Consider the following 21864-nt stretch of genomic DNA (forward strand, 5'->3'; position numbering starts at 1 on the left):
TCGGCGAGGCCGTGCGCAGGGCGCGGCGACAAGGAGACGACTCCATGAAAATGCTGCACGTGCCGTTGTTGGTGGCGGGCTTGTTGCTGTGTTCGCAAGGCTTTGCGGCCACGGCGCAACAGGAAAAAATGACGACCTGCAACGCCGAGGCGACTGCCAAGAGCCTCAAGGGCGATGAGCGCAAGGCGTTCATGAGCACCTGCCTCAAGGCGGCACCTGCTGCGCCCATGAGCCAGCAGGACAAAATGACGATGTGCAACAAAGTTGCCGGTGAAAAAGCGTTGAAAGGGGACGAGCGCAAGGCCTTCATGAGCGATTGCCTGAAGAAGAAATAACACTGGCTTTATCGGTTGATCCGCTGCGCGCAGCCCCTTGAGGGCAAGGGTTTCAGGTGAGGTCCTGTGACAGGTCACTATGCCTGCCCGTCGAAGGCTGGCAGACTGCCGTCTTTGTGACCGTACCCGGACGAGGTTGTATGACGTTCACCCAGCGCCAAGTCACCCTGGCCAGTTGGATCATCGTGTTTTCCGGCCTGTTGCTGGTGTTGCCGCTCAAGCTGCTTCCCAGTCTTCTGGCCGGCTTGCTGGTGTTTGAGCTGGTCAACATGCTGACCCCGAAACTGCAGCACCTGATCGCGGGGCAGCGAGCACGTTGGCTCGCTGTCGCCTTGTTGGGAACCCTGGTGGTCAGCACCCTGACCCTGTTGTTTGCCGGGGCAATCAGTTTCCTCCTGCATGAGGCCGAGAACCCCGGCGCATCGCTGGACAAGTTCATGCTGCTGGTGGACCAGGCGCGTGGGCAGCTGCCGCCCTTTATCGATGCCTACCTGCCGGCCAGCGCCGCCGAATTCAAGGTGGCCATCGGCGAGTGGCTCAAAACCCACCTTGGCGAGCTGCAACTGGTGGGCAAGGGGGCGGCGCATATGTTCGTCACCCTGCTGATCGGGATGATCCTGGGGGCTATCGTGGCCTTGCAGAAAATTCCCGACATCTCCAAGCGCAAGCCGTTGGCCGCCGCGTTGTTCAACCGGCTGGCGCTGCTGGTGCAGGCGTTTCGCAACATCGTCTTCGCCCAGATCAAGATCTCCCTGCTCAATACCTTCTTCACCGGGATCTTCCTGGCCCTGGTGTTGCCGATGTTCGGTGTGCACCTGCCGCTGACCAAGACCTTGATCGTGCTGACCTTCCTGTTGGGGCTGTTGCCGGTCATTGGCAACCTGATATCCAACACCCTGATCACCATCGTGGGGCTGTCGCTGTCGATCTGGGTGGCGATGGCCGCGCTGGGTTACCTGATCGTCATTCATAAGGTCGAGTACTTCCTCAACGCGCGGATTGTCGGCGGGCAGATCAGTGCCAAGTCGTGGGAGCTGCTGCTGGCTATGCTGGTGTTCGAGGCCGCGTTCGGCCTGCCCGGTGTGGTGGCTGGGCCGATTTACTACGCGTACCTGAAGAGTGAGCTGCGCCGGGCCGAACTGGTCTGATCGTCGTCATGGCAGGCGGGTTGCTCGCGCCTACGGGGTGGTGACCCGCTCAAGCCGGTCGATCCCCTTACCGGCAAACAGCGAGAAGGGGCGACCGATGTAGGCGATGATGTTTTCGCAGTCTTCGCTCAGCTTGTACATGCGCCAATCTGGGCGCTGGTCCAGCCAGAGCCGATGCCGGCCCAGCCTGGCGTACTCCAGTGACAAGGTGAAACCGGCCGCTGTGTTTGCGTCCAGTATGACGGTTTCCTGCCAGGGCCTGACTTCGCCGCGCTCGATCTTTTGCCGCAAGGCGGCGTCCTTGAACAGGAAATGTGCGGGAATTTCTTCAGGCGGGTAGCCCGTGTTCCGTGAGTAGCTCAGCCGTGCACGTTCCGGTGGGCTGCCGGGCAGTTGGGTGATACCCAGCAGTTTGAACGGCACCGGGCCCGAGACATCTGCAGAGAAATGGCAGTCCATTTCGGTTTCCACTTCAGTGCCGTTCAGGCGGGCTTGTCGACGCTCCGCCGCTGAGGCGCTGGCGTACATTTTCAGTTGCGGATCGAGTTTCAGCGTCAGGCTGATCGGTTGCGTGAAGTGGCTCAGCCGTTGCCGCTCCTGCGTACTCAAGCCAGCAGCTTCCTTGGCATCCGGCTCCAGCACCATGTCGACCTCCCAGGAGGTGGCTGCGCGTGCCTTTGGAACCTCCTCGAACAACGCTTGCAGGGTCGCACGTTGTTCGACGCCCAGCGTGTCGCTCACCTTCAGATGAATGACCCTGTTGTCGTTTTCGTCCAGCTCCAGATCGACCTGTTCAGGATCAATGCCACGGGCATTGATCGCGGTATAGAGCGAATTGAGATAGGTATCATTGACCGCTTTGTAGAGGTCGTGGCTGTGTACCGGCGTTTGAAAATGCAGGGTCAGGAATGTGTCCTTGCAGCCGGTCAGAGCCAGCGTGAAGACAAGGATCAGTACGCGCATGTTCATCTTTCCGTTCCTTGTGAAGATCCCGTCCTTGGGCATTGATGTACGTGTGGCGCCTGTTAGCCGTAGCGCTTGCGTGCCTCGATCGCCAGGCCGCTGCCGATACTGCCGAAGATGTTGCCTTCGACATGGCGAGCATTGGGCAGCATGGCGGCCACGCTTTGGCGCAGCGCCGGGATGCCGCTGGAACCGCCGGTGAAGAACACCGTATCGACCTGTTCGACACTGACACCGGCCTTGCCCAGCAGCTCATCGACACTGCCACGCACGCGCTCCAGCAGGTTTTCGATAGAGGCTTCGAACAGGGCGCGAGTGAGGTTCACGTCCAGCCCCGACTCGATTCGGCCAAGGTCAACGCGGCGGTTGTCGGCGTGGGTCAGTTCAATCTTGGTTTCTTCCACTTCCATGGCCAGCCAGTGACCGGCGCGCTGTTCGATCAGCTTGAACAGGCGGTCGATGCCACCGGTGTCCTCGATGTCGTAGCGCATGCTGCCCAGGGCCAATTGGGACTTTTGCGAGTACACCGAGTTGATGGTGTGCCAGGTGGCCAGGTTCAGGTGATAGCTGGTAGGCATCAGCGCCTGGCTCTTCATGCGGCTGCCATAACCGAACAGCGGCATGACGCCTTGCAGGCTCAGTTGCTTGTCAAAGTCGGTACCGCCGATATGGACACCGCCGGTGGCGAGGATGTCGCTGTGCCGGTCATCGAGCATGTGCCGCTCCGGTGCCAGGCGCACCAGGGAGAAGTCCGAGGTACCACCGCCGATGTCGACGATCAGCACCAGCTCTTCACCGCTGATGCTCGACTCGTAGTCGAATGCTGCCGCGATGGGCTCGTACTGGAATGAGACTTCCTTGAAGCCGATCTTGCGGGCCACTTCGGCCAGGGTGTCTTCGGCTTCCTGGTCGGCCACCGGGTCGTCATCGACGAAATGCACCGGGCGGCCCAATACCACTTCGTCGAAGGCTCGGCCGGCGTTGGCCTCTGCACGCTTCTTCAGCTCGCCAATGAACATCCCCAGCAGGTCTTTGAACGGCAGGGCAGTGCCGAGTACGCTGGTGTCGTGCTTGATCAGCTTGGAGCCCAGCAGGCTCTTCAGCGAACGCATCAGGCGGCCTTCATAGCCATCCAGGTACTCGTGCAGGGCCAGCCGACCATAAGCCGGGCGGCGTTCTTCAAGGTTGAAGAAAACGACCGACGGCAGGGTGATCTTGCCGTCCTCCAGAGCGATCAGCGACTCCACGCCAGGGCGATGCCAGCCGACGGTGGAGTTGGAGGTGCCGAAGTCGATGCCGCAGGCACGGGCCGGGGATGCGTGATTCATGGAATGCGGTTCCGGGGGAAAAACGGCCGCGCAGTTTATGCCAGCCACCGGCAGAATCAAGACCGAATATCTGTCCGGGAGCAAACCGCAGTGCGTCTTGAAAGGCTATGCTTGACCCCAATCTCTATAAGCAGTGATGCATTCGATAACTGATGGTGATTCCTTAGATGGACTTCAAAGACTATTACAAGATTTTGGGCGTAGAGCCGACAGCGGATGACAAGGCGATCAAGACCGCCTACCGCAAGCTTGCGCGCAAATATCACCCTGACGTCAGCAAGGAGCGTGACGCCGAGGAAAAATTCAAGGAGGCCAACGAGGCCTACGAGGCGCTCAGCAGCCCGGAAAAACGCGCCGAGTACGATGAGTTGCGCAAGTACGGTCAGCATGGTCGACCGTTCCAGGGGCCGCCGGGCTGGGAAAGCCGTGGCGGTGCCGGGGCCGGTGGCGGTTTTGCCGGTGGCGACTTCTCCGAGTTTTTCAGCTCTATCTTCGGTGCTGGCGGGCGTGGCAACGGCAGCCCGTTTGGCCGTGGTCAGCAGCAACGCAGCGCTGGTCGGCGAGGGCAAGACGTGGAAATGGAACTGGCGATTTTCCTTGAAGAGTCACTGGCCAGCGAGTCGAAGCAGATCAGCTTCAAGGTGCCGCAGTACAACGGCCATGGTCAGCGCACCGGTGACACCACCAAGACGCTGAACGTGAAAATTCCCGCCGGTGTCACCGACGGTGAGCGCATCCGCCTCAAGGGCCAGGGGGCGCCGGGTATTGGTGGTGGCGCAAGTGGCGACCTGTACCTGACCATCCGCATGGCACCGCACCCGCTGTTCGATGTCGAAGGCCATGACCTGATCATCACCGTGCCGCTGGCACCGTGGGAGGCGGCGCTGGGTACCAAGGTGGCTGTGCCGACCCTGACCGGCAAGATCAACCTGACCATTCGTCCGGACAGCCAGAGCGGTCAGCGCCTGCGGGTCAAGGGCATGGGCCTGGCCAACAAGCAGGGCGAACGTGGCGACCTCTATGCGCAGTTGAAGGTGGTGATGCCAAGCCAGTCCGATGCCGCCACCCGCGAACTGTGGACCAAACTGTCGGAGAAGGCCGGGTTCAATCCGAGAGCACAATGGAGTAGCTGAGTATGAGCACCCTGATCGTTCAACTGGACATGCAGACCTTTTGTCAGGAAGCCGATCTACCGGCGGCCTATGTGATCGAAATAGTCGAACACGGCATTGTTGAACCGTCAGGGCGAACGCCGGAGGAATGGCTGTTCGATGAACAGGCGTCGGTCCTGGCCCGGCGCGCCGCGAAACTGCAGCGCGACCTGGACCTGGAGTGGGAGGGCGTAGCGCTGGCGCTGGAGCTGCTGGAGGAAGTGCAGCAGTTGCGCAGCGAAAACAGCATGCTCAGGCAGCGCCTGGGGCGCTTTTTAAAGGTCTGAGCTTGTGGCCCGGGCGTCGCGCCAGCCGTGTCGGCGCTTCGACGACGCAGGCTGCCGGTTACAGTAGTTTGTAATACAAGGCTGTCGGTCGGTAGGTGCCGTCGGGCCCACAGGCATAGTCCGGGATTTCACCGGCACGGGTGTAGCCCAGGGACCGGTAAAACGCCTCGGCCTCTGAGCCCGCCTCGGTGTCCAGGTACAGCAGGCCGCGCCGCTCCTTGCGCGCCGCGTGCTCCAGCGCCTGCATCAACTGCTGGCCCAGCCCGCGTCGGCGGGCATTGCCATGCACCAACAACTTCTGTACTTCGGCACGGTTAAGGCCATTGGGCTTCTGGCACAAACCGAGTTGAACACTGCCCAGCACATCCTTGTCCTTGCTCACGACCCACAGCAGCAACTCACCCGTGGTCAGGCGTGCCTTGACCTCGTCGAAGTAGTTGTTGGCCTGCTGGGCGTCGATATCCGCGAGAAAACCAACCGATGCGCCCTGACGAACCGCGTCAAGCAACAGTGCGACCAGGCCGTCGCGGTAATGCGCAAAACTTTCGTGGGTTACGCGGTGTAAATGGGCAGCGTTCATCAGCGGTCACTCCATGGGCTGTGCACCCGGGTTGAGGATCAATTGCATGAAGGTCAGGTCCAGCCAGCGGCCAAACTTCACGCCCACCTGAGGCATGTGTCCGTTCAGGGTGAAGCCCAGGCGTTCATGCAGGTGAATCGACGCCTGGTTGCCGCTTTCGATAGCCGCCACCATCACATGTTTGCCGCAGGCCCGTGCACGTTCGATCAAGGCCTGCATCAAGGCCGGGCCGAGGCCTTTGCCACGTTGATCGGCGCGGATGTAGACCGAATGCTCGACCGTGTGGCGAAACCCCTCGAAAGGACGCCAGTCACCGAATGATGAGTAGCCTAGCACCTCACCGGCTGCGTCGACTGCCACCAGGATCGGGTACTGCTGCGTTTGGCGCGCCTCGTACCAGGCCCTGCGGTTGTCCAGGTCGACCGGTTGTTCGTTCCAGATCGCCGTGGTGTTCAGCACGGCGTCGTTGTAGATATCACGGATGCCCGGCAGGTCGGCGTGAACGGCATCGCGGATCAGGTAGGTCATGGCAGGTTCTCAAGGCGTAAGGCAGGTGTTCAGGTTAAAGGGTTACCAGCCCGCGTACACCCTCGGCCTCCATGTTTTTGCCAAAGTCTTTTGCCACTCAGCCGCGATAATTTGCCCTTTATCGCGGCGTGTTTTGTTGGGCCTGCAGGGCCCTGCGTGCGAGGCAGGCCTGAGAGGTCAGGTGGCCGCTGCCAGGACGCGACGGCCCAGCCCTCGGTCCAGCAGCCATACCACCAGCATCGAGGCACCCACCAGCGGGAAGGCAATGCCCAGGCCGAGCATGATCACGGTGGCTGATTTCCAGCGCGGCAGGTCATGCCGCAGGGGCGGTACGCCCAGCCCGCCCTGAGGTCTGCGTTTCCACCAGATCACCAGCCCGCTGACCGAGCCCAGCAGGATCATCAGGCAGATCAGCAATACGATGAGCTGGTTGACCAGGCCAAACAATTTGCCCTCGTGCAACATCACCCCCAGCTCAGTGGCTCGGGCAACGCCGTTGTAATCCTGCCAGCGCACATCCACCAGCACCTTGCCGGTGTATTGGTCGACATGCAGGGTGGCGTCGTTACGCGGGTCGTCGGCGAACACGGCAATGGTGAAAACACCTTCGGCCGTGCTCGGCAGGGTGATGCTGTAGCCCGGTTCAACCTGGCGCGCAGTGGCGATGTCTTCGACCTGTTGCAGGCTTACCTGTGGCAACGCGGGCGCCGAGTTGGCGGCCACGTGACCGGCATGTTCAGCGTGTGCGCCGGACTGTGGCATTGGCGTGTTTTCCACGGCCCAAGGCACGGTCTGCCGGTTGGCGTTGTTGAGGGTGCGGGCCTGCTGGTCGGACTGCGGTACGTCGTTCCACATGGCCGCCGGAAAGCGGTTCCACAGGTCGGCGTATTGTTTGCCCCAGAAGCCGGTCCAGGTCATGCCACTGAGTAACATCAGCAACAGCAAGGCTGAGCCCCAGAAACCGCTGACGGCATGCAGGTCGCGCCAGAACAGACGCCCGCGTGCGCCCAGGCGCGGCCACAGCACGCCAGCCGAAGCTTTGCCGCGTGGCCACCACAGGTACAGCCCAGACACCACCAGGACGATGCCCCAGCCTGCGGCCAATTCAACCACGCGGTCACCGACCGTGCCGATCATCAGCTCGCCGTGTAGCGCACGGGCCACCGCTTGCAGGTTGCGCTTGGCATCCTGCGTACCGAGTACAGTGCCGGTGTAGGGGTCGATGAATACATTCAGTTCTCGCCCGCCCTCATGCACCACGAATTGCGCACTGCGATCGGTCGCCGGGGCAGGCAGGTACTGCCCGACATGCCCCTGTGGGTAGGCGTGTTGTACGTATTGTTGCAGGGTGTCGGCGCTTTGCCGGTGATGGCCCGCCTCGACCACCATCAGGTCACGGTACATCAGCGGATCAAGCTGTGGCTTGAACAGGTAGATGATCCCGGTGATGGCCAGCAGGATCATAATCGGAGCCACGAACAACCCAGCGTAGAAGTGCCAGCGCCAGGCCAGGTTGTAGAAAGACGGTTGTACTTTTTTCATTGCACGCTCCAGCGGTGTGGGCGCGGCTTTTCAGCCGCGCCCGGCTGCATCAGAAACTCAGGTCGACTTTGGTCCAGAACGTACGCCCCGGCTCGTTGATCGCTTGTGGGTCATTGGCCGGATAACCGAAGCCGGCGTTACCGGCCAGGTTCAGGTGTTCGGCATAGGCTTTGTCGAACAGGTTGTCGACGCCCGTGCTGAGCTTGAGGTTCTTGTTCACGCGGTAAGCGCCGTTGAGCGAGAACACGCCGAAGCCCCCGCTCTTTTCATAGTCCTTGCCGACCACGTTGCCCTTGTTTTCATCAATGCGGTTCTGCGCCGCTACCACGCGCCACAGCGCGCCGGCACTCCAGTCATCGCGACTGTAGGTCAGGCCCAGGCGGCTTTCCAACGGCGGCATTTGTGGCAGGGCCGCGCCATCGCTGCTGTTCTTGCCCCAGGCGTAGGCCAGGGTGGCATCGGCTTTCCAGTTGGAGGTCAGCTTGTAGGCGGCACCGAGTTCACCGCCCATGATCCGTGCATCGATGTTCTGGGCCTGCGAGCTGTTCTGGGTGTAGTCGAACAGGATGTAGTCGCGCACCTGGCCAACGTAACCGGAGGCCCAGGCCTCGACCACGTCGGTCTGATACTGGATACCGAAGTCGAGCTGGGTGGTTTTCTCCGGTTTGATCGCGTCGAAGGCATTCACCGAGCCGTCAGGGCCGGATTTGGGCGAGAACAATTCCCAGTAGTCCGGGAAGCGCTGGGCATGCCCGAGACCGATGTAGGTGGTAGCCGGGATGGCCGCGAGGTCGTGCTCATAGCGTACAAAACCGCTGGGCAGGGTGTCGGCACGGGTGTCACCGTAGGTGGGGTTGGGCCGCGGCATCATGCCTGAGGTGGTCTTGCGATAGTCTTTGGCCGAGGCGCGGTCCAGGCGTGCGCCGGTGATCAGCCGATCCTGCTGGGTGGTTTCCCAGGTCAGTTCACCAAACACGCCGTAGTTGTGGAAGTCGGCATCTTTGCTCCACGGTTTGTCCTTGTGTGCATCGATGCCCATGCCGCCACGTTGGCGGTGTTCGTTGGTCTGCGCATCGATACCGCTGATCAGCTTCACATCGGCCCAGCGCCAGGTCGCCTTGATCCGCGCGCCCATGGTGCGGCGGTCGACGTTGCTGACCATCGGCCCGGCCATCATGCCGCTGGTGGGCGGTGTGCGCAGGCTGTAGTTATCCATCACGTGATCGGCGTAGTTGTAGTAGACCTGCGCTTCGACCTTGTCGAGCACGTCGCCAAGGTTGGATTTCTCGAAGCGCAGGCCCAGGCTTTCGCGTTTGAACTGCGACCCGTCCATGCCTCGCCCGGCATACCGCGCTTCACCGTCGCCCTTGCCGGCGGTCAGCTCCAGCAGGGTGTCGGCGTCTGGCGTCCAGCCGAGGGCGACGTCGCCGTTCCACTTGTCCCAGCGGGACGGCACCGTGTCGCCGTTACCATCCTCGTAGTCATCCGAGTGCGATTGGTTGCCGATGACACGTACATAGCCCAGCTGGCCGCCTGCTGCCGCGTCCAGCACCTTGTCGAAGCGGCCGTTGGAGCCGGCCAGCAGGCTGGCGTTGACCCGGCTGCCAAGCTCGCCGAATTGCTCGGGCTCGCGCTCGAAAAGGATGGTTCCTGCTGATGCGCCTGGCCCCCAGAGGACGGTCTGCGGGCCTTTGATCACGGTCAGGCGGTCGTAGGTTTCTGGTGCGATGTAGGACGTCGGCGCATCCATACGGCTTGGGCAGGCGCCTAGCATCACGCCGCCGTTGGTGAGGATGTTCAGGCGTGAACCGAACATGCCGCGCAGCACCGGGTCGCCGTTGGTGCCGCCTGCGCGAATGGCAGAGAACCCAGGGATGGTCTTCAGGTAGTCGGCACCGTCGCTGGCGGGTACGGGCTGGCGAGGGTCCTTGGGGTTGGTGACCACGGTCAGCGGTGAGCTGGGCGCCACAGCGGTGATGACCGTGGGGCTCAGTTCGGCTGGGTCTTGAGTGTGGTTCTCATGGCCTTGCTCGGCGGCCAGGATGAACGGGCTGAGCAGGGAGCCACAGGCCACGGCGATAGTGCCGCGCAGGGACAGACGAAACATAGCGGTGCAGCCAGACATAATCATTCCAACGTTTTTCAGTCAAAGGCAGACATCGACCTTCAGGCAGACGCCCGGGCCGAGTTCGATAACAAGTGGGTTCAGACTGAAAACGAGGTAGGCGGAGCGCGGGTTCGGGCGCCGGGGAAGATCGCCTGGCGGGCATGGCCTTGGCGAGGCTGGACGATCAGGCCTGTGCTGGCCGATGTGATGGCGCTGTCCAGCAGGCTGTGCGTCTGGGGCAGGGCCGGGCAGTGGAAGAACAGGCTGCAGTAGCCGCACTTCTCCCACAGGACGTGCAGTGACGGTGAGGCCTTGTGTGCGCTGGTCGCCTGAGCACCCTCGTGACAGGCCATCTCCATGCCCATTTCCATGCCCGCAGGCATGGAGGCACGATGATCCATCGGCATCGACTGAGAAATCAGTGGGCCGATGAAGATCATCAACATGGCGAACAGGCTCAGCCAGCTGCCGCGAGGTGATGCGGGCCGGATCTGGCGTTGGCGCAAGGTGCTCATCGCGGGGACGCGTCAGCGATCAATGGCTGTGGGCAGCCTCTTCGGGCGGCTGCTTCTGTACCGCGACCTCAACCGTGATATCGCCGGCTTTCTCAAAATGCAGGGTGAGTGGAAAGCGCTTGCCGTCGCGCAGCAGGCTGCGGTCCTTGGGTTGCATGAGCATGACGTGATAGGCACCAGGGGCGAAGACCAGGTCGCTGCCGGCGGGAACGACGACGCTAGGCACCTGCTGCATCTTCATCAGGCCGTCCTTCATCAGGTGCTCGTGCAGCTCGGCATTGTCGCTGATGGGGGAGGCGACGCTGAGCAGGCGGTCGGCACTGTTGCCCTTGTTGTGAACAACGAAGTAGGCCGCCACATTGGGCGCGTTGGGCGGTAGTTCTTGCGACCATGGGTGCGCGATGTGCAGATCGCCCTTGGTGTATTCATGGGCGTTGGCAAACGTCACCGGCAGCAGCAGGGCGGCCAGGGCAAAGGCTTTCAATAGCATGGTAGTTCTCCAGTCGATTCGGTTTCGCAACGGATAGCGTAGAGAATCAAACCAGAGGTGGGGCACGAGGATTGAGGGCGGGCCACAATTGCCGCGGTGTTGGCTGAAGCGTGCTGAACAGGGGATGCGGTATGCCGAACGCCTGTTCGGGCAACAGCAACCGCGGTGCTTGTGCCGGTAGCGCCAGCACGGGTGCCGATCCGGAGCAGCACCAGCAGTGCTGCATCACGGAATGATCGTCATTCGCCGGCCCGGGCTCGGTCTGGCCCAGCGAAATCGCTACCAACTGCGTACCGCTGCCAGAGCAGAACGCCCCCCAGAGCAGTTGCTCGGCTTGCCCCTTCGGCGCTGCCGCAGACAACGGCATCGCCAGCATGTTCACCAATACGGCGATGCAGGCGATCCAGGCATAGGCAAGCCGTTGTCGTGGCATGGAAAGATCCGGTCAGGAATCGTGAGTGTTGGCCATTTAGCCAGAAGTGCCAGTATAAGTACAAAAGCCCGGGTGCGATGAAGTGCCGCAGGCTGAGCCTGCCGGACTGACCGGGCGTTTAACGCAGCGCCTCCAGCAATGCCTGTGCCGACCAGAACAGGCGGTCTGCCTCGGGCAATGCCGGGCGCTTGAGAATCAACACCGGCACCCCGCGCTCGCGCGCCACGTCCAGTTTGGGCTCGGTGGCGCTGCTGCCACTGTTCTTGCTGATCAGCACGTCGATCTGCCGACGCTCAAACAAGGCACGTTCGTCGTCGATGCGGAACGGCCCGCGTGCACCGATGATTTCGCAGCGGTCGTTGCCGGGGCAGCTCTCCAGTGCGCGCAGGGTCCAGAATTGCTGCGATGGTATCTCGTCCAGGTGCTGCAACGGCTCGCGGCCCAGGGTGAACAGCGGGCGCTGGAAGGGGGCCAGCGCCTGCATCAGTTCGCCCCAGTCGGCCACTTCACGCCAGTCATCTCCAGGTTGTGCTTGCCAGGCCGTGCGACGCAGTGCCCAGCACGGGATGCCCACCTGCTTGGCCGCGAGAACCGCGTTGTGGCTGATTTGTGCGGCGTACGGGTGCGTGGCGTCGATCAGCAGGCGGATGCCTTCTGCCTGTAGGTACGCCGCCAGCCCTTGCGCGCCGCCGTACCCGCCAACACGTACCTGGCAGGGCAGGTCCTGCGGTACGCGCCCAACCCCCGCCAGGCTGTAGACGTGCTCGGGGCCCAGTTGACGCGCAATGGCCAAGGCTTCGGTGACGCCTCCGAGCAGCAGGATACGTGGGCTCATTGCACACCCGCCTGGCCGACAATGCCGCCTTGGCGGTCGATGGCGAAGACTTCCACCTGCACCTGGGGTGGGACGATGGTTTGCGCGAAGGCCCGGGCATGAGCGCAGACGGCATCGCCCAGGGCTACGCCCGCCGCGTGAGCCAGCGCCAGCGCCTGCTGGCTGGTGTTGGCCTGGATGATGGCCGCCTGTAGCTCGGCGTTGGCACCAACAGCTGCGGCCCAACCGGCCAACTGCGGCAGGTCGATACTGGAGTGGCGGCTGTGCAGGTCCATGTGCCCGGCGGCCAGCTTGCTGATCTTGCCGAACCCCCCGCAGATACTCAGCTTGTCCACAGGCACCTTGCGCAGGTGCTTGAGCACCGCACCGACGAAGTCGCCCATTTCGATCAGGGCGATTTCCGGCAAGTTGTAGTACTGGCGCATGGTGTCTTCACTGGCATTGCCGGTGCAGGCTGCGATGTGCAGGTAACCGTTGGTTCTGGCGACATCGATGCCTTGATGAATCGAGGCGATGTAGGCCGCGCAGGAAAACGGTCGGACGATGCCGCTGGTGCCGAGAATCGACAGCCCGCCGATAATCCCCAGGCGTGGGTTCATGGTTTTCAAGGCGAGGTTTTCGCCATCGCGGACATTCACAGTCACTTCAAACCCTCCGGCGTAGGCGGCTTCCTCTGCCAGCCGTTGCAGGTGTTCAGTCATCATCTTCCGAGGCACAGGATTGATTGCTGGCTCGCCCACCGCCAGCACCAACCCGGGGCGGGTCACGGTGCCGACGCCGCTGCCCGCGACAAACCGTACGCCCGGCTGTGCTTGCAGGCGAACGCGGCTGTAGAGCAGCGCACCGTGGGTGACATCCGGGTCGTCACCGGCATCCTTGAGGGTTCCAGCTTCGGCGCCGTCGTCGAGCAAGCGGCAGAACTCCAGGCGCATCTGCACGACCTTGCCCTTGGGCAGGGTGATCTGCACCGCATCACTGGCTTGCCCCGTCAGCAGCAGGCGAGCCGCCGCCAGGCTGGTGGCTGTGGCGCAGCTACCGGTGGTCAGGCCACTGCGCAGTGGCGCGGGTTGTTCGGCCGTTTCGTCACGCATCGAGGGGTTTGACCAGATCGAGCAGGGTAATGGGGAGCGCCTGGCGCCACGTGTCGAACTCACCCAGCGGTTGCGCCTGGGCGATGTGAATGCGGGTCAGTTCGCCGCCGTGGCGCTCACGCCAGTCGGCCAGGGTGGCCTCACTTTGCAGGGTCACGGCGTTGGCGACCAGGCGGCCTCCGGGGCGCAACTGATCCCAGCATTGCTGCAGCACACCCTCACGGGTGACACCGCCGCCGATGAAGATCGCATCGGGCTGCTCCAGGCCTGCCAGCGCGTGCGGTGCGCGCCCACGGATCAGTTGCAGGCCGGGTACGCCGAGTGCATCGCGGTTGTGTTCGATCAGCTGTTGGCGGCCTTCGTCGGCCTCGATGGCCAGAGCCCGGCAACTGGGGTGCGCGCGCATCCATTCGATGCCGATGGAGCCGCTGCCGGCGCCAACGTCCCAGAGCAGTTCGCCAGGTTGCGGGGCGAGCCGGGCGAGGGTGATGGCGCGTACATCGCGCTTGGTGATCTGGCCATCATGACGAAAGGCGGAATCCGGCAGGCCGGCCAAGGGCGACAGGCGCGGCGCGTCGGGGTCGGCCTGGCAGTCGATGGCAACGACATTCAGTGCTGCCACGTCCGGGTTCGACCAGATATTGGCATGCCCTTCGTGTTGGCGCTCCAGCGGGCCACCCAAGTGCTCCAGCACTACCATACGGCTGGCGCCAAAGCCGCGGGCACGCAGCAGTTCGGCCAGCGCTGCAGGGCTGCTGGCGTCGTTGCTCAGCACCAGCAGGCGCTGACCGGTATAGAGGTGAGCGGCCACCGCGGCGACCGGGCGAGCGACGACCGAGAGGGTGACAACGTCTTGCAGCGGCCAGCCGAGCCGGGCCGCCGCCAGCGAACAGGACGACGGTGCCGGTAGCACGGTCATTTCACTGGCCGCGACCTGGCGTGCCAGGCTAGCGCCCACGCCATACAGCATGGGGTCGCCACTGGCCAATACACACACCGCTTCACCGCGCAGCGCCAACAACGGCGTCAAGGAAAACGGGCTAGGCCAGGGCTCGCGTTCGGCGCCAATGCAGCGTGGCAGCAAGGCCAGCTGCCGTGGGCTGCCAAACACCCGCGCAGCGCCGAGCAGCGCCCTGCGGGCTTGCTTGCCGAGGCCGTTGAAGCCGTCTTCGCCGATTCCTACCAGGGTGAGCCAGGGGGCCATGCCGCATCCTCTACACTGCCAATCCGACCAGCAGGCTTATCCTGCTGCCGGACAAAGCAGGCATAATACCGCGCCTTCCAACGACCAGCGCCTTTTGACGATTATCGGGTGATCTTTTGAACGAGCTACAGCCGCCCCCTGCGTTACGCCCCTCGGCCTGTCCGGGGTTGTGGCGCATCGTCCAGGCGCTGGATGGCGGTATTTCCCGGATCAAGCTCAATGGCGGCGAAATCAGTGCCGGCCAGGCTGATGCGGTGGCCGAGGCGGCCGAGCGTTTTGCCATCGGAGTGATCGAGCTGACCAACCGCAGCAACCTGCAGATTCGCGGCATTGGCACCGAGCGCGACGCGTTGATTGCCTGTTTGCTGGCGGCGGGCCTGGGGCCGACCCAGATGGCCGGTGATGATGTGCGCAACCTGATGCTCAGCCCAACGGCGGGCCTGGACCGCGCCATGCTGTTCGATACCCGGCCATTGGCCCGGCAGATTCTCGATTCGTTGCAAAGCAGCCCGCGTTTTCAGCAACTGTCACCCAAGTTCGCCGTGCAGCTGGATGGCGGTGAAGCGATGGCCATGCTTCGTCACCCTCATGACCTGTGGCTATCGCCACTGAGCCTGGAAGGTCAGCCCTGGCTGGCGTTCGGGCTGGCAGGGTGCCCGAGTGAGGACGGCGCATTGGGCGCGGTGCCGTTGGCACAAGGGCATGCGCTGGTGCTGGCGGTACTGAACACCTTTCTTGATCTGGCCTCGCTTGAGCAGGCGCGTATGCGCCAGTTGTTGGCGACAATGGGCGTGGAGGCGTTCGTTGCCCGTTTGCCCCTGACGCTACGGCGCGATGTTGCCGTTCGCCAATGGCGCAGGGGCGTGGGTGACCTTGCCCAGCCGCTGGGAGTCTACCCACAGCTTCAGCCCGATCGTGCGGCCGTCTGTGCAGTGGCCCCGTTGGGACGCTTGAGTGCCGAGCAATTGCGTGGTGTTGCGCGGCTTGCGCGCGAGTGGGGTGACGGTAGCCTGCGCATGACGCCATGGCAGGGTGTGCTGTTGCCGAACGTCGCCGTGGAGCAGGCCTCGGCGGCCTTGGCCGGTTTGAGCGCATTGGGGTTGCTGTGTGACGTGCGTGAACCCTTGGCCCGACTGGTAGCGTGCACCGGTTCGACGGGCTGTGCCAAGGCGCTGTCCGACACCAAGGGCGATGCTCAGCGGCTGGCCCCGCTGCTATCCCGATCGGGCCCGCTTGGTGCTGTTCACCTCAGCGGCTGCCAGCGCTCCTGTGCCATGGCCCATGCCGCGCCAGCCACGCTGCTGGCGGTGGGCCCCGGTCATTACGACCTGTATTTTCACGACCCGGCGCAGCCGGGCCTGGGCGTCCTCAGCGGGCGCAATCTGACAATAGAAGAGGCGGGCGTTTATCTGGACACCCGCTTATGGAGCAACATCGATGATTGATTACATCCGCGACGGCCAGGAGATTTATCGCAACTCCTTCGCCATCATTCGCCAGGAAGCCCGTCTTGAGCGGATTCCGGCTGACCTGGAAAAGCTCGCGGTGCGGGTGATTCACGCGTGCGGCATGGTCGAGGTGGTTGATGCCCTGCGTTTCTCCCCGGGCGCGGGCAAGGCCGGGCGCGATGCGCTGGCGGCGGGTGCGCCGATTCTCTGTGATGCGCGGATGGTTGCCGAAGGCATTACCCGTGCGCGCCTGCCGGCTAACAACGAGGTGATCTGTACCCTCAAGGACGACAGCGTGCCGGACCTGGCCCGCGAGCTGGGCAACACCCGCTCGGCGGTGGCGCTGGAGCTGTGGCGCCCTTACCTGGAGGGCAGTGTGGTGGTGATTGGCAATGCCCCCACCGCCTTGTTCTACCTGTTGGAAATGATTGATGCCGGGGCGCCCAAGCCTGCGCTGATCCTGGGGTTCCCGGTGGGCTTTGTGGGTGCTGCCGAGTCCAAGGCCATGCTCGCCGCTGATAGCCGTGGCGTGCCGTTTGTGATCGTCGAAGGCCGCCGTGGCGGCAGCGCCATGGCCGCAGCGGCGGTCAACGCCCTGGCCACGGAGGTGGAGTGATGCAGGCTCGTGGACGTTTGCTTGGCCTGGGCGTCGGCCCGGGTGATCCGGAGCTGATCACCGTCAAGGCCTTGCGCCTGCTGCGCGAGGCGCCGGTGGTGGCGTACTTTGTTGCCAAGGGCAAGCGTGGCAACGCATTCGGCATTATCGAAGCGCATTTGCAGGATGCCCAGACCCTGCTGCCACTGGTCTATCCAGTGACGACCGAAGCACTGCCAGCGCCATTGTCTTATGAGCAGGTCATCAGCGATTTCTACGATCAGGCCAGCCTTGACGTGGCGGCGCACCTGGATGCCGGTCGCGATGTAGCGGTGATCTGTGAAGGCGATCCGTTCTTCTACGGCTCATACATGTACCTGCACGACCGCCTTGCCGAGCGTTACGACGCGCAGGTGGTGCCGGGTGTCTGCTCGATGTTGGGTGGTGCTTCCGTGTTGGGCGCGCCGCTGGTGTATCGCAACCAGAGCCTGTCGGTTCTCTCGGGCGTGTTGCCACACGAAGAACTCAAGCGCCGCCTGGCCGATGCCGATGCGGCAGTGATCATGAAGTTGGGGCGCAACTTCCCCAAGGTCCGTCAGGTGCTGAGCGAACTGGGGCTGGCCGAGCGTGCGTTGTATGTCGAGCGGGCGACCATGGCCAATCAGAAGATCGTCGCGCTGGATGAGGTCGACCCGCAATCGTCACCTTATTTCTCGCTGATTATCGTGCCGGGTGAGAGGTGGCAAGGGTGATGGCGCGCAAGGCTCCGGCCATCGTGATTCTCGGCAAGGGCAGCCTGGCCACTGCCCGGAAAATCCAGCAGGTGTATCCCGACGCCCTTATCCATGGCCTCGCGGGCCGGGTCGAGGGTGCCGACCTGAGTTATCAGGCGTTCGGCCAGACCCTGCGCCAGCTGTATCAGCAGGACACGCCGATTATCGCCCTGTGCGCCGCTGGTATTGTCATCCGTACCTTGGCCGACCTGTTGCTGGAGAAGGGCGCTGAGCCTCCGGTGCTGGCCGTGGCCGAAGATGGTAGCGCCGTGGTGCCGTTGCTGGGGGGGCTGGGTGGCGTCAACGTAATGGCCCGTGAAATTGCCGCCGGCCTGGGCGTCGCGGCGGCGATCACCACCAGCGGAGAGTTGCGCTTTGGCACCTGCCTGCTCAACCCGCCCAGTGGTTATGCCTTGGCTGATCTTGAGCTGGGTAAGCGCTTTGTCTCCGACCTGCTGGCTGGTGAGCCGGTGCGTATTGAAGGGGCGGCGCCTTGGTTGGCTCAAGCCCAACTGCCGCACGATGAACAGGCGCAGCGTTCGATCCATGTCGGCTGTGAAGCCCGTGAGCCTTCGCCCCATGAGCTGTTGATCCATCCGCGCTGCGTATTGGTGGCAATCAGCGCAACAGTGCCGGAACCGGCTCAGGCCGTGCGCGCTGCCCTGCAGGCGGCGAAGATTGCCGAGCCCGCGCTGGCCTGCCTGTTGGCGGCAGACAGCGAGATGAGCAGCCCGGCGCTGCGTGATGCCGCAGCTGAGTTGGGCGTTGCCTTGCGTTTCGCCCCGGCGGCTGAAAGTGTCGTGGCACTGGCGGCACAGGCCCTGCCTCAACTGCTGCTGCCTCAGGCGATGGGTGACGGCATTGCGATTGCCGTGGCCAGTCAGCCTATCGACGTTCAGTCGATCGGCCGTGCCCGTGGTCGACTGGCGGTGATTGGCCTGGGGCCAGGTGCTGCGCAGTTCATGGTGCCGGCGGTCAAGGCCGAGTTAGCCCGTGCCAACGATGTGCTGGGGTACGAGACCTACGTGCGTATGGCCGGCCCGTTCCGCGACGATCAGGTGCTGCATTGCACCGATAACCGCGAAGAGATGCAGCGCGCGCGTCACGCGTTCGAGTTGGCGGTCCAGGGCCGTTCGGTGGTGGTGGTATCGTCGGGTGACCCCGGCGTGTTCGCCATGGCCTCAGCGGTACTGGAAGCCCTTCATGAGTCAGACGACCCGGCCTGGCATGCGGTTGACCTGGAGATCCTGCCGGGGGTTTCAGCCTCGCTGGCCACCGCCGCTCAAGCGGGTGCGCCATTGGGCCATGACTTCTGTGTGCTGTCGCTGTCGGACAACCTCAAGCCGTGGTCGATTATCGAGAAGCGCCTCGACCTCGCGGCTCAGGCAGACCTGGCGCTGGCTTTCTATAACCCGATTTCGCGTTCGCGGCCTTGGCAACTGGGGCGTGCCCTGGAAATCGTACGTCAGCACCGTACGGCGCAGACGCCTGTAGTCCTTGGCCGTGATATCGGTAGGCCGGGGCAAACATTGCGCGTCATCACCCTGGGGGAGCTGACCCCTGAGCAGGTGGACATGCGCACCATGGTGTTGGTGGGGTCGTCCACCACCTGCGTGTTCCCTCGTCCTGAGGGTGGCCAATGGGTGTACACGCCACGCTGGTATGGCGACAAGCCAGCTAGCTGAGCGGGATCACCCGGGAAGTGTTTCTGTCCTGAATGACCTGGATCGTTGTCTTAGTGTGGGCGCAGAGTCATCACTGGCTCTGTTACCACTAACGATCAAGGACGAATCAATCATGAACAACCCAATCTTGGACACCTCCAGCGATGTTGCAGAAGTAGCAAGTGGAGAAGTACTTTCGTTTGTCAAAGGCATGTCGCTGAGCAACCGCGAAGCAGCCAAGTACTGCCATCTGTTTGCAAGCCAGGCAGCCACCGCCGCTCATCACCCGAATGAGGAAGGGCAGAAGTGGTTTGAGGTTTACATTCAAACCATGCAGGCCTGCGGCTGGGTTTCGATCAAGTACACCTACAGCAAGGAGAAGTCCAGCAACCGCGAGTTCACCATGGATGGTCTTATGGTTCACGCTCTGGCGGGTGCTGTGAGCCTTCTGGGCTCCGGCGGTACCAGTGCTTCTGTTTTGCCGGTTGTTGCAGGCAATGCCCTTAAGGCACTGGACAAGGCTGACGAGGCTATCAGTGTGATTTCCCGTAATGCGGTGAGCAAGCAAGGTACCAGCCTGAGTGTGGCGTCTTGCATGGAACAGCCTAACGGTGAGGTGATCATGACCGTTGGTGCCGTGCAGGTAAACCAAACGCCAGACAAGAAAACCGGCTTGCTGTTTTTCAGCTGGAGCGGCAGCAATGCCGAGACGTATACCGGTTCTGCTGCTTTCACTTTCCACCGCTCGCTGTATGAGCGTAACAAAGACGTGGTCGAGGGTGAGGTAGCCGACAACGCCCGGAAAACCCTGTTGAGCCTCAAGCTCAAGCGTTGATATCCGCCAAAGGAGGGGGGGACGTATTGCCCCCCTCCTTGTTAGCAGGGAGCGCTGACATGCAAATAGAGTACGAAGAGTTTCTCTGTGGTAGTACGTTGTTGCTGCTGTCCCGCGCGTTGTCGAAGCAAGAGCGCAGTGATGTGCTGGATACGCAGCTTTTTGCCCGGTTAAAGGCCGACAGCGAGTGCTCGATGTTTCTCGACTATGAAGGCTGGTTAGCGGTACATCGAGAGACGCAATCAGCGTTAGGCTGGCTTGTATCAGCGCAGCGCTATCGCATCGAGAGGGATGTCTACTGCGGTGTATCCAAGCCTGTCGAGGACTTTACGGAGGCGCTGGTAGCGCTCGTTTCGACCTTATCAAGGTGCCGCGTCAGGGACGTGCTACAGCGCTTTATCGAGTTACCGACTCAACACCACGTCAAGCAGTCGCTAATCCGTTCAGGCAGTCAATCAACGAAGGGTTGCAGCCAGTTGGCGCTGGGCATTGTGGTTGTCGAACCTGGGCCTGTTCTGCTTGGAGGCAACTTGCTCCTGGAGAGTTCTCAAACCTTTCAAGACCTGTGTTTGGGGCTCTTGAAGGGCAGCATCCACACGTCGCTTTACAAGGCTGAGCTTCACGAGAGCACCTTTGCAATGATCCGGGAAGACTTGGCCATGATGATGCGTTCGGAACGCGATAGCTCAATGACGTCGATAGACGTCTAACGGTACTTCACAAGGATGGGAGTATGAACATGCTGGATAAGCGAGAGGATAACGCCGTCGTGGTGGACGGAAGCGTAGCAACGTTTCTGCCAGGCGTTATGGGCGATGATCGGGAGGACGTCCTGCTGGCTAACTTGTATGCGCAGCGGGTGACTCGGGATCTTTACAACAAAGGTCAGATCGAGGACTGGTTTGCCTATTACAAGAACACGCTCAAGTACCTCGGGTGGGACGCTACGCCCCCTGCAGATACCCCGCTGCCTGGCCCGGACCGTGAGCGGGTGGTGGACGCGGCGCTGGCCATGATTGGTCAGGATGGGCGCGAGCACTATGCACAGGCTTGCGATCTTGCAGTGAAGCGGCTTGCCAATGATGACAAGGCGCTTACCTTGTTCGAAAGCAGTGCCCGTTCCCGTGATGAGGTACGCTTTCAACTGCTGCCCTGTATGCAGAGCAAAGCCGGGCAGGTCGACTTGGTGCTCTTTCATCAGGAAATCCGGGTGCCGCAAAAGCAGCAGGGGTTTCTCTTTCTGCAGCGTTCCAGCTTGGTCGAGGTTTTTCAACCGCGTGTCGAGTTGGTGCGGTTCAATACCCGCCTGTTCCGGCAGGAGCGACGCGCTGTTGTCGCTCGCAAAATGGCGGAAGCATCTCGGCAGTACATCATGCTTGTGCGCGGTCAGTCTCAGCCGGGTAACAGGTAGCCCTTTATCCCGGTAAAGATGATTTGCGCCGCCAGGGCGCAGACGAACAGCCCCATCAACCGGCTGACGATCTGCAGGCCCTGGTCGCCGAGTAGGCGTTCGATGCGGTTGGACAGGTAGAGCACCAGGCCGACCGTGAGGCTGGCTGCAGCGATACTGACGATTGCCAGCAGTTTGTCGTCCCAGTGCGGTTGACCAACCCCCATCACCAGCAGCGCACCGATGGTACCTGGGCCGACCGTCAGCGGTATGGTCAGTGGCACGATGGTGACGTCCTGCTGCACGCTGTCGGTTTGCACCGCAGACTTGCCCTGTGCCATGCCCAGTGCGGAAATGAACAGCACGCTGCCCGCACCAATGCGAAAGGCATCGGCGGTGATACCGAAGATGCCGAAGATTACCCGTCCGAACAGGTACAGCAGAACGCTGGAGACGAGCACGCCAATGGCGACTTTCCAGGCCAGGTGCTTGCGCTCCTTGCTGGAGTAGCCACGGGTCAGGCTGATGAAACAGGACAGAACAAAGAACGGGCTGTAGAGCACGAGCATTTTCAGGTAAACGCTGAACAACTCATGAAGCATGGCGTGGGCTCGCGGCAGAT

The 21864-nt window shown here is 62.4% G+C and carries 24 protein-coding genes; 11 read left to right on the top strand and 13 right to left on the bottom strand.

The window, feature by feature from the left end; translation table 11 throughout:
• Positions 1-44: 44 nt before the first annotated feature.
• The gene (locus AB7M23_RS08890; protein ID WP_454240628.1) at positions 45-335 is read left to right on the top strand and encodes a PsiF family protein; all 291 of its coding nucleotides are present in this window, start codon (positions 45-47) and stop codon (positions 333-335) included.
• Positions 336-475: 140 nt separating this feature from the next.
• A complete protein-coding gene (locus AB7M23_RS08895) occupies positions 476-1483 on the top strand; it encodes an AI-2E family transporter (protein WP_065757912.1) in 1008 nt (335 codons plus the stop codon).
• A 30-nt stretch (positions 1484-1513) separates the two neighbouring features.
• Here AB7M23_RS08895 and AB7M23_RS08900 read toward each other — a convergent pair whose 3' ends face one another.
• Complete coding sequence (locus AB7M23_RS08900; protein WP_454240629.1) at positions 1514-2452, bottom strand: hypothetical protein; 939 nt, start codon at positions 2450-2452, stop codon at positions 1514-1516.
• A 56-nt stretch (positions 2453-2508) separates the two neighbouring features.
• Complete coding sequence (locus AB7M23_RS08905) at positions 2509-3774, bottom strand: Hsp70 family protein (RefSeq protein WP_454240630.1); 1266 nt, start codon at positions 3772-3774, stop codon at positions 2509-2511.
• A 167-nt stretch (positions 3775-3941) separates the two neighbouring features.
• Between AB7M23_RS08905 and cbpA the strand changes: the two genes are divergently transcribed.
• Positions 3942-4907, top strand: a complete 966-nt coding sequence (gene cbpA, locus AB7M23_RS08910; protein ID WP_065757915.1) for a curved DNA-binding protein — start codon at positions 3942-3944, stop codon at positions 4905-4907.
• A gap of 2 nt (positions 4908-4909) precedes the next feature.
• A complete protein-coding gene (locus AB7M23_RS08915; RefSeq protein ID WP_409277300.1) occupies positions 4910-5212 on the top strand; it encodes a chaperone modulator CbpM in 303 nt (100 codons plus the stop codon).
• Positions 5213-5270: 58 nt separating this feature from the next.
• Here AB7M23_RS08915 and AB7M23_RS08920 read toward each other — a convergent pair whose 3' ends face one another.
• From AB7M23_RS08920 to cbiE, 10 genes are all read right to left on the bottom strand, one after another.
• Positions 5271-5792, bottom strand: a complete 522-nt coding sequence (locus AB7M23_RS08920) for an N-acetyltransferase family protein (RefSeq protein ID WP_454240631.1) — start codon at positions 5790-5792, stop codon at positions 5271-5273.
• Positions 5793-5798: 6 nt separating this feature from the next.
• A complete protein-coding gene (locus AB7M23_RS08925; RefSeq protein ID WP_454240632.1) occupies positions 5799-6320 on the bottom strand; it encodes an N-acetyltransferase family protein in 522 nt (173 codons plus the stop codon).
• 177 nt (positions 6321-6497) lie between these two features.
• Positions 6498-7862 (bottom strand): PepSY-associated TM helix domain-containing protein, encoded by a 1365-nt coding sequence (locus AB7M23_RS08930; protein ID WP_454240633.1) that lies wholly within the window; start codon positions 7860-7862, stop codon positions 6498-6500.
• A 49-nt stretch (positions 7863-7911) separates the two neighbouring features.
• Entirely contained in the window at positions 7912-9987 is a 2076-nt protein-coding gene (locus AB7M23_RS08935) for a TonB-dependent copper receptor (protein ID WP_454240634.1), read from the bottom strand.
• 80 nt (positions 9988-10067) lie between these two features.
• Positions 10068-10484, bottom strand: coding sequence for a DUF2946 domain-containing protein (locus AB7M23_RS08940; RefSeq protein WP_454240635.1), 417 nt, complete (start codon positions 10482-10484; stop codon positions 10068-10070).
• Positions 10485-10503: 19 nt separating this feature from the next.
• On the bottom strand, positions 10504-10974 hold the full coding sequence (locus tag AB7M23_RS08945) for a copper chaperone PCu(A)C (RefSeq protein WP_330522323.1): 471 nt from the start codon (positions 10972-10974) through the stop codon (positions 10504-10506).
• A 46-nt stretch (positions 10975-11020) separates the two neighbouring features.
• Positions 11021-11407, bottom strand: coding sequence for a DUF2946 domain-containing protein (locus AB7M23_RS08950; RefSeq protein ID WP_454240636.1), 387 nt, complete (start codon positions 11405-11407; stop codon positions 11021-11023).
• Positions 11408-11525: 118 nt separating this feature from the next.
• Entirely contained in the window at positions 11526-12242 is a 717-nt protein-coding gene (locus AB7M23_RS08955) for a cobalt-precorrin-6A reductase (protein ID WP_454240637.1), read from the bottom strand.
• On the bottom strand, positions 12239-13333 hold the full coding sequence (locus AB7M23_RS08960; protein WP_454240638.1) for a cobalt-precorrin-5B (C(1))-methyltransferase: 1095 nt from the start codon (positions 13331-13333) through the stop codon (positions 12239-12241). Before AB7M23_RS08960 ends, AB7M23_RS08955 begins: the two co-directional genes overlap by 4 nt.
• Positions 13326-14537, bottom strand: a complete 1212-nt coding sequence (cbiE, locus tag AB7M23_RS08965; protein ID WP_454240639.1) for a precorrin-6y C5,15-methyltransferase (decarboxylating) subunit CbiE — start codon at positions 14535-14537, stop codon at positions 13326-13328. The genes AB7M23_RS08960 and cbiE overlap by 8 nt, the downstream gene beginning before the upstream one ends.
• A gap of 116 nt (positions 14538-14653) precedes the next feature.
• On the opposite strand from cbiE, the gene cobG reads away from it, so the two are divergent.
• The 7 genes from cobG (at position 14654) to AB7M23_RS09000 (ending at position 21263) form a co-directional block, all read left to right on the top strand.
• Entirely contained in the window at positions 14654-15982 is a 1329-nt protein-coding gene (cobG, locus tag AB7M23_RS08970) for a precorrin-3B synthase (protein ID WP_454240640.1), read from the top strand.
• The gene (locus AB7M23_RS08975; protein WP_163934925.1) at positions 15975-16601 is read left to right on the top strand and encodes a precorrin-8X methylmutase; all 627 of its coding nucleotides are present in this window, start codon (positions 15975-15977) and stop codon (positions 16599-16601) included. The genes cobG and AB7M23_RS08975 overlap by 8 nt, the downstream gene beginning before the upstream one ends.
• Entirely contained in the window at positions 16601-17332 is a 732-nt protein-coding gene (locus tag AB7M23_RS08980; protein ID WP_065757934.1) for a precorrin-2 C(20)-methyltransferase, read from the top strand. The genes AB7M23_RS08975 and AB7M23_RS08980 overlap by 1 nt, the downstream gene beginning before the upstream one ends.
• Positions 17332-19038 carry a precorrin-3B C(17)-methyltransferase gene (cobJ, locus tag AB7M23_RS08985; RefSeq protein WP_454240641.1) on the top strand — a complete coding sequence of 569 codons (1707 nt, stop codon included), beginning with the start codon at positions 17332-17334 and terminating at the stop codon, positions 19036-19038. Before AB7M23_RS08980 ends, cobJ begins: the two co-directional genes overlap by 1 nt.
• Positions 19039-19150: 112 nt before the next feature.
• Entirely contained in the window at positions 19151-19852 is a 702-nt protein-coding gene (locus tag AB7M23_RS08990; RefSeq protein WP_099773430.1) for a hypothetical protein, read from the top strand.
• 59 nt (positions 19853-19911) lie between these two features.
• Complete coding sequence (locus AB7M23_RS08995; RefSeq protein ID WP_454240642.1) at positions 19912-20562, top strand: hypothetical protein; 651 nt, start codon at positions 19912-19914, stop codon at positions 20560-20562.
• Between the two features lie 23 nt (positions 20563-20585).
• Positions 20586-21263 carry a hypothetical protein gene (locus tag AB7M23_RS09000; protein ID WP_454240643.1) on the top strand — a complete coding sequence of 226 codons (678 nt, stop codon included), beginning with the start codon at positions 20586-20588 and terminating at the stop codon, positions 21261-21263.
• On the opposite strand, the gene AB7M23_RS09005 is transcribed toward AB7M23_RS09000, so the two are convergent.
• On the bottom strand, positions 21245-21844 hold the full coding sequence (locus AB7M23_RS09005; RefSeq protein ID WP_099773433.1) for a MarC family protein: 600 nt from the start codon (positions 21842-21844) through the stop codon (positions 21245-21247). The two genes, AB7M23_RS09000 and AB7M23_RS09005, sit on opposite strands and share 19 nt — an antisense overlap.
• Positions 21845-21864 lie beyond the last annotated feature (20 nt).

It is taken from the genome of Pseudomonas sp. HLS-6 TE3448, assembly GCF_053629555.1.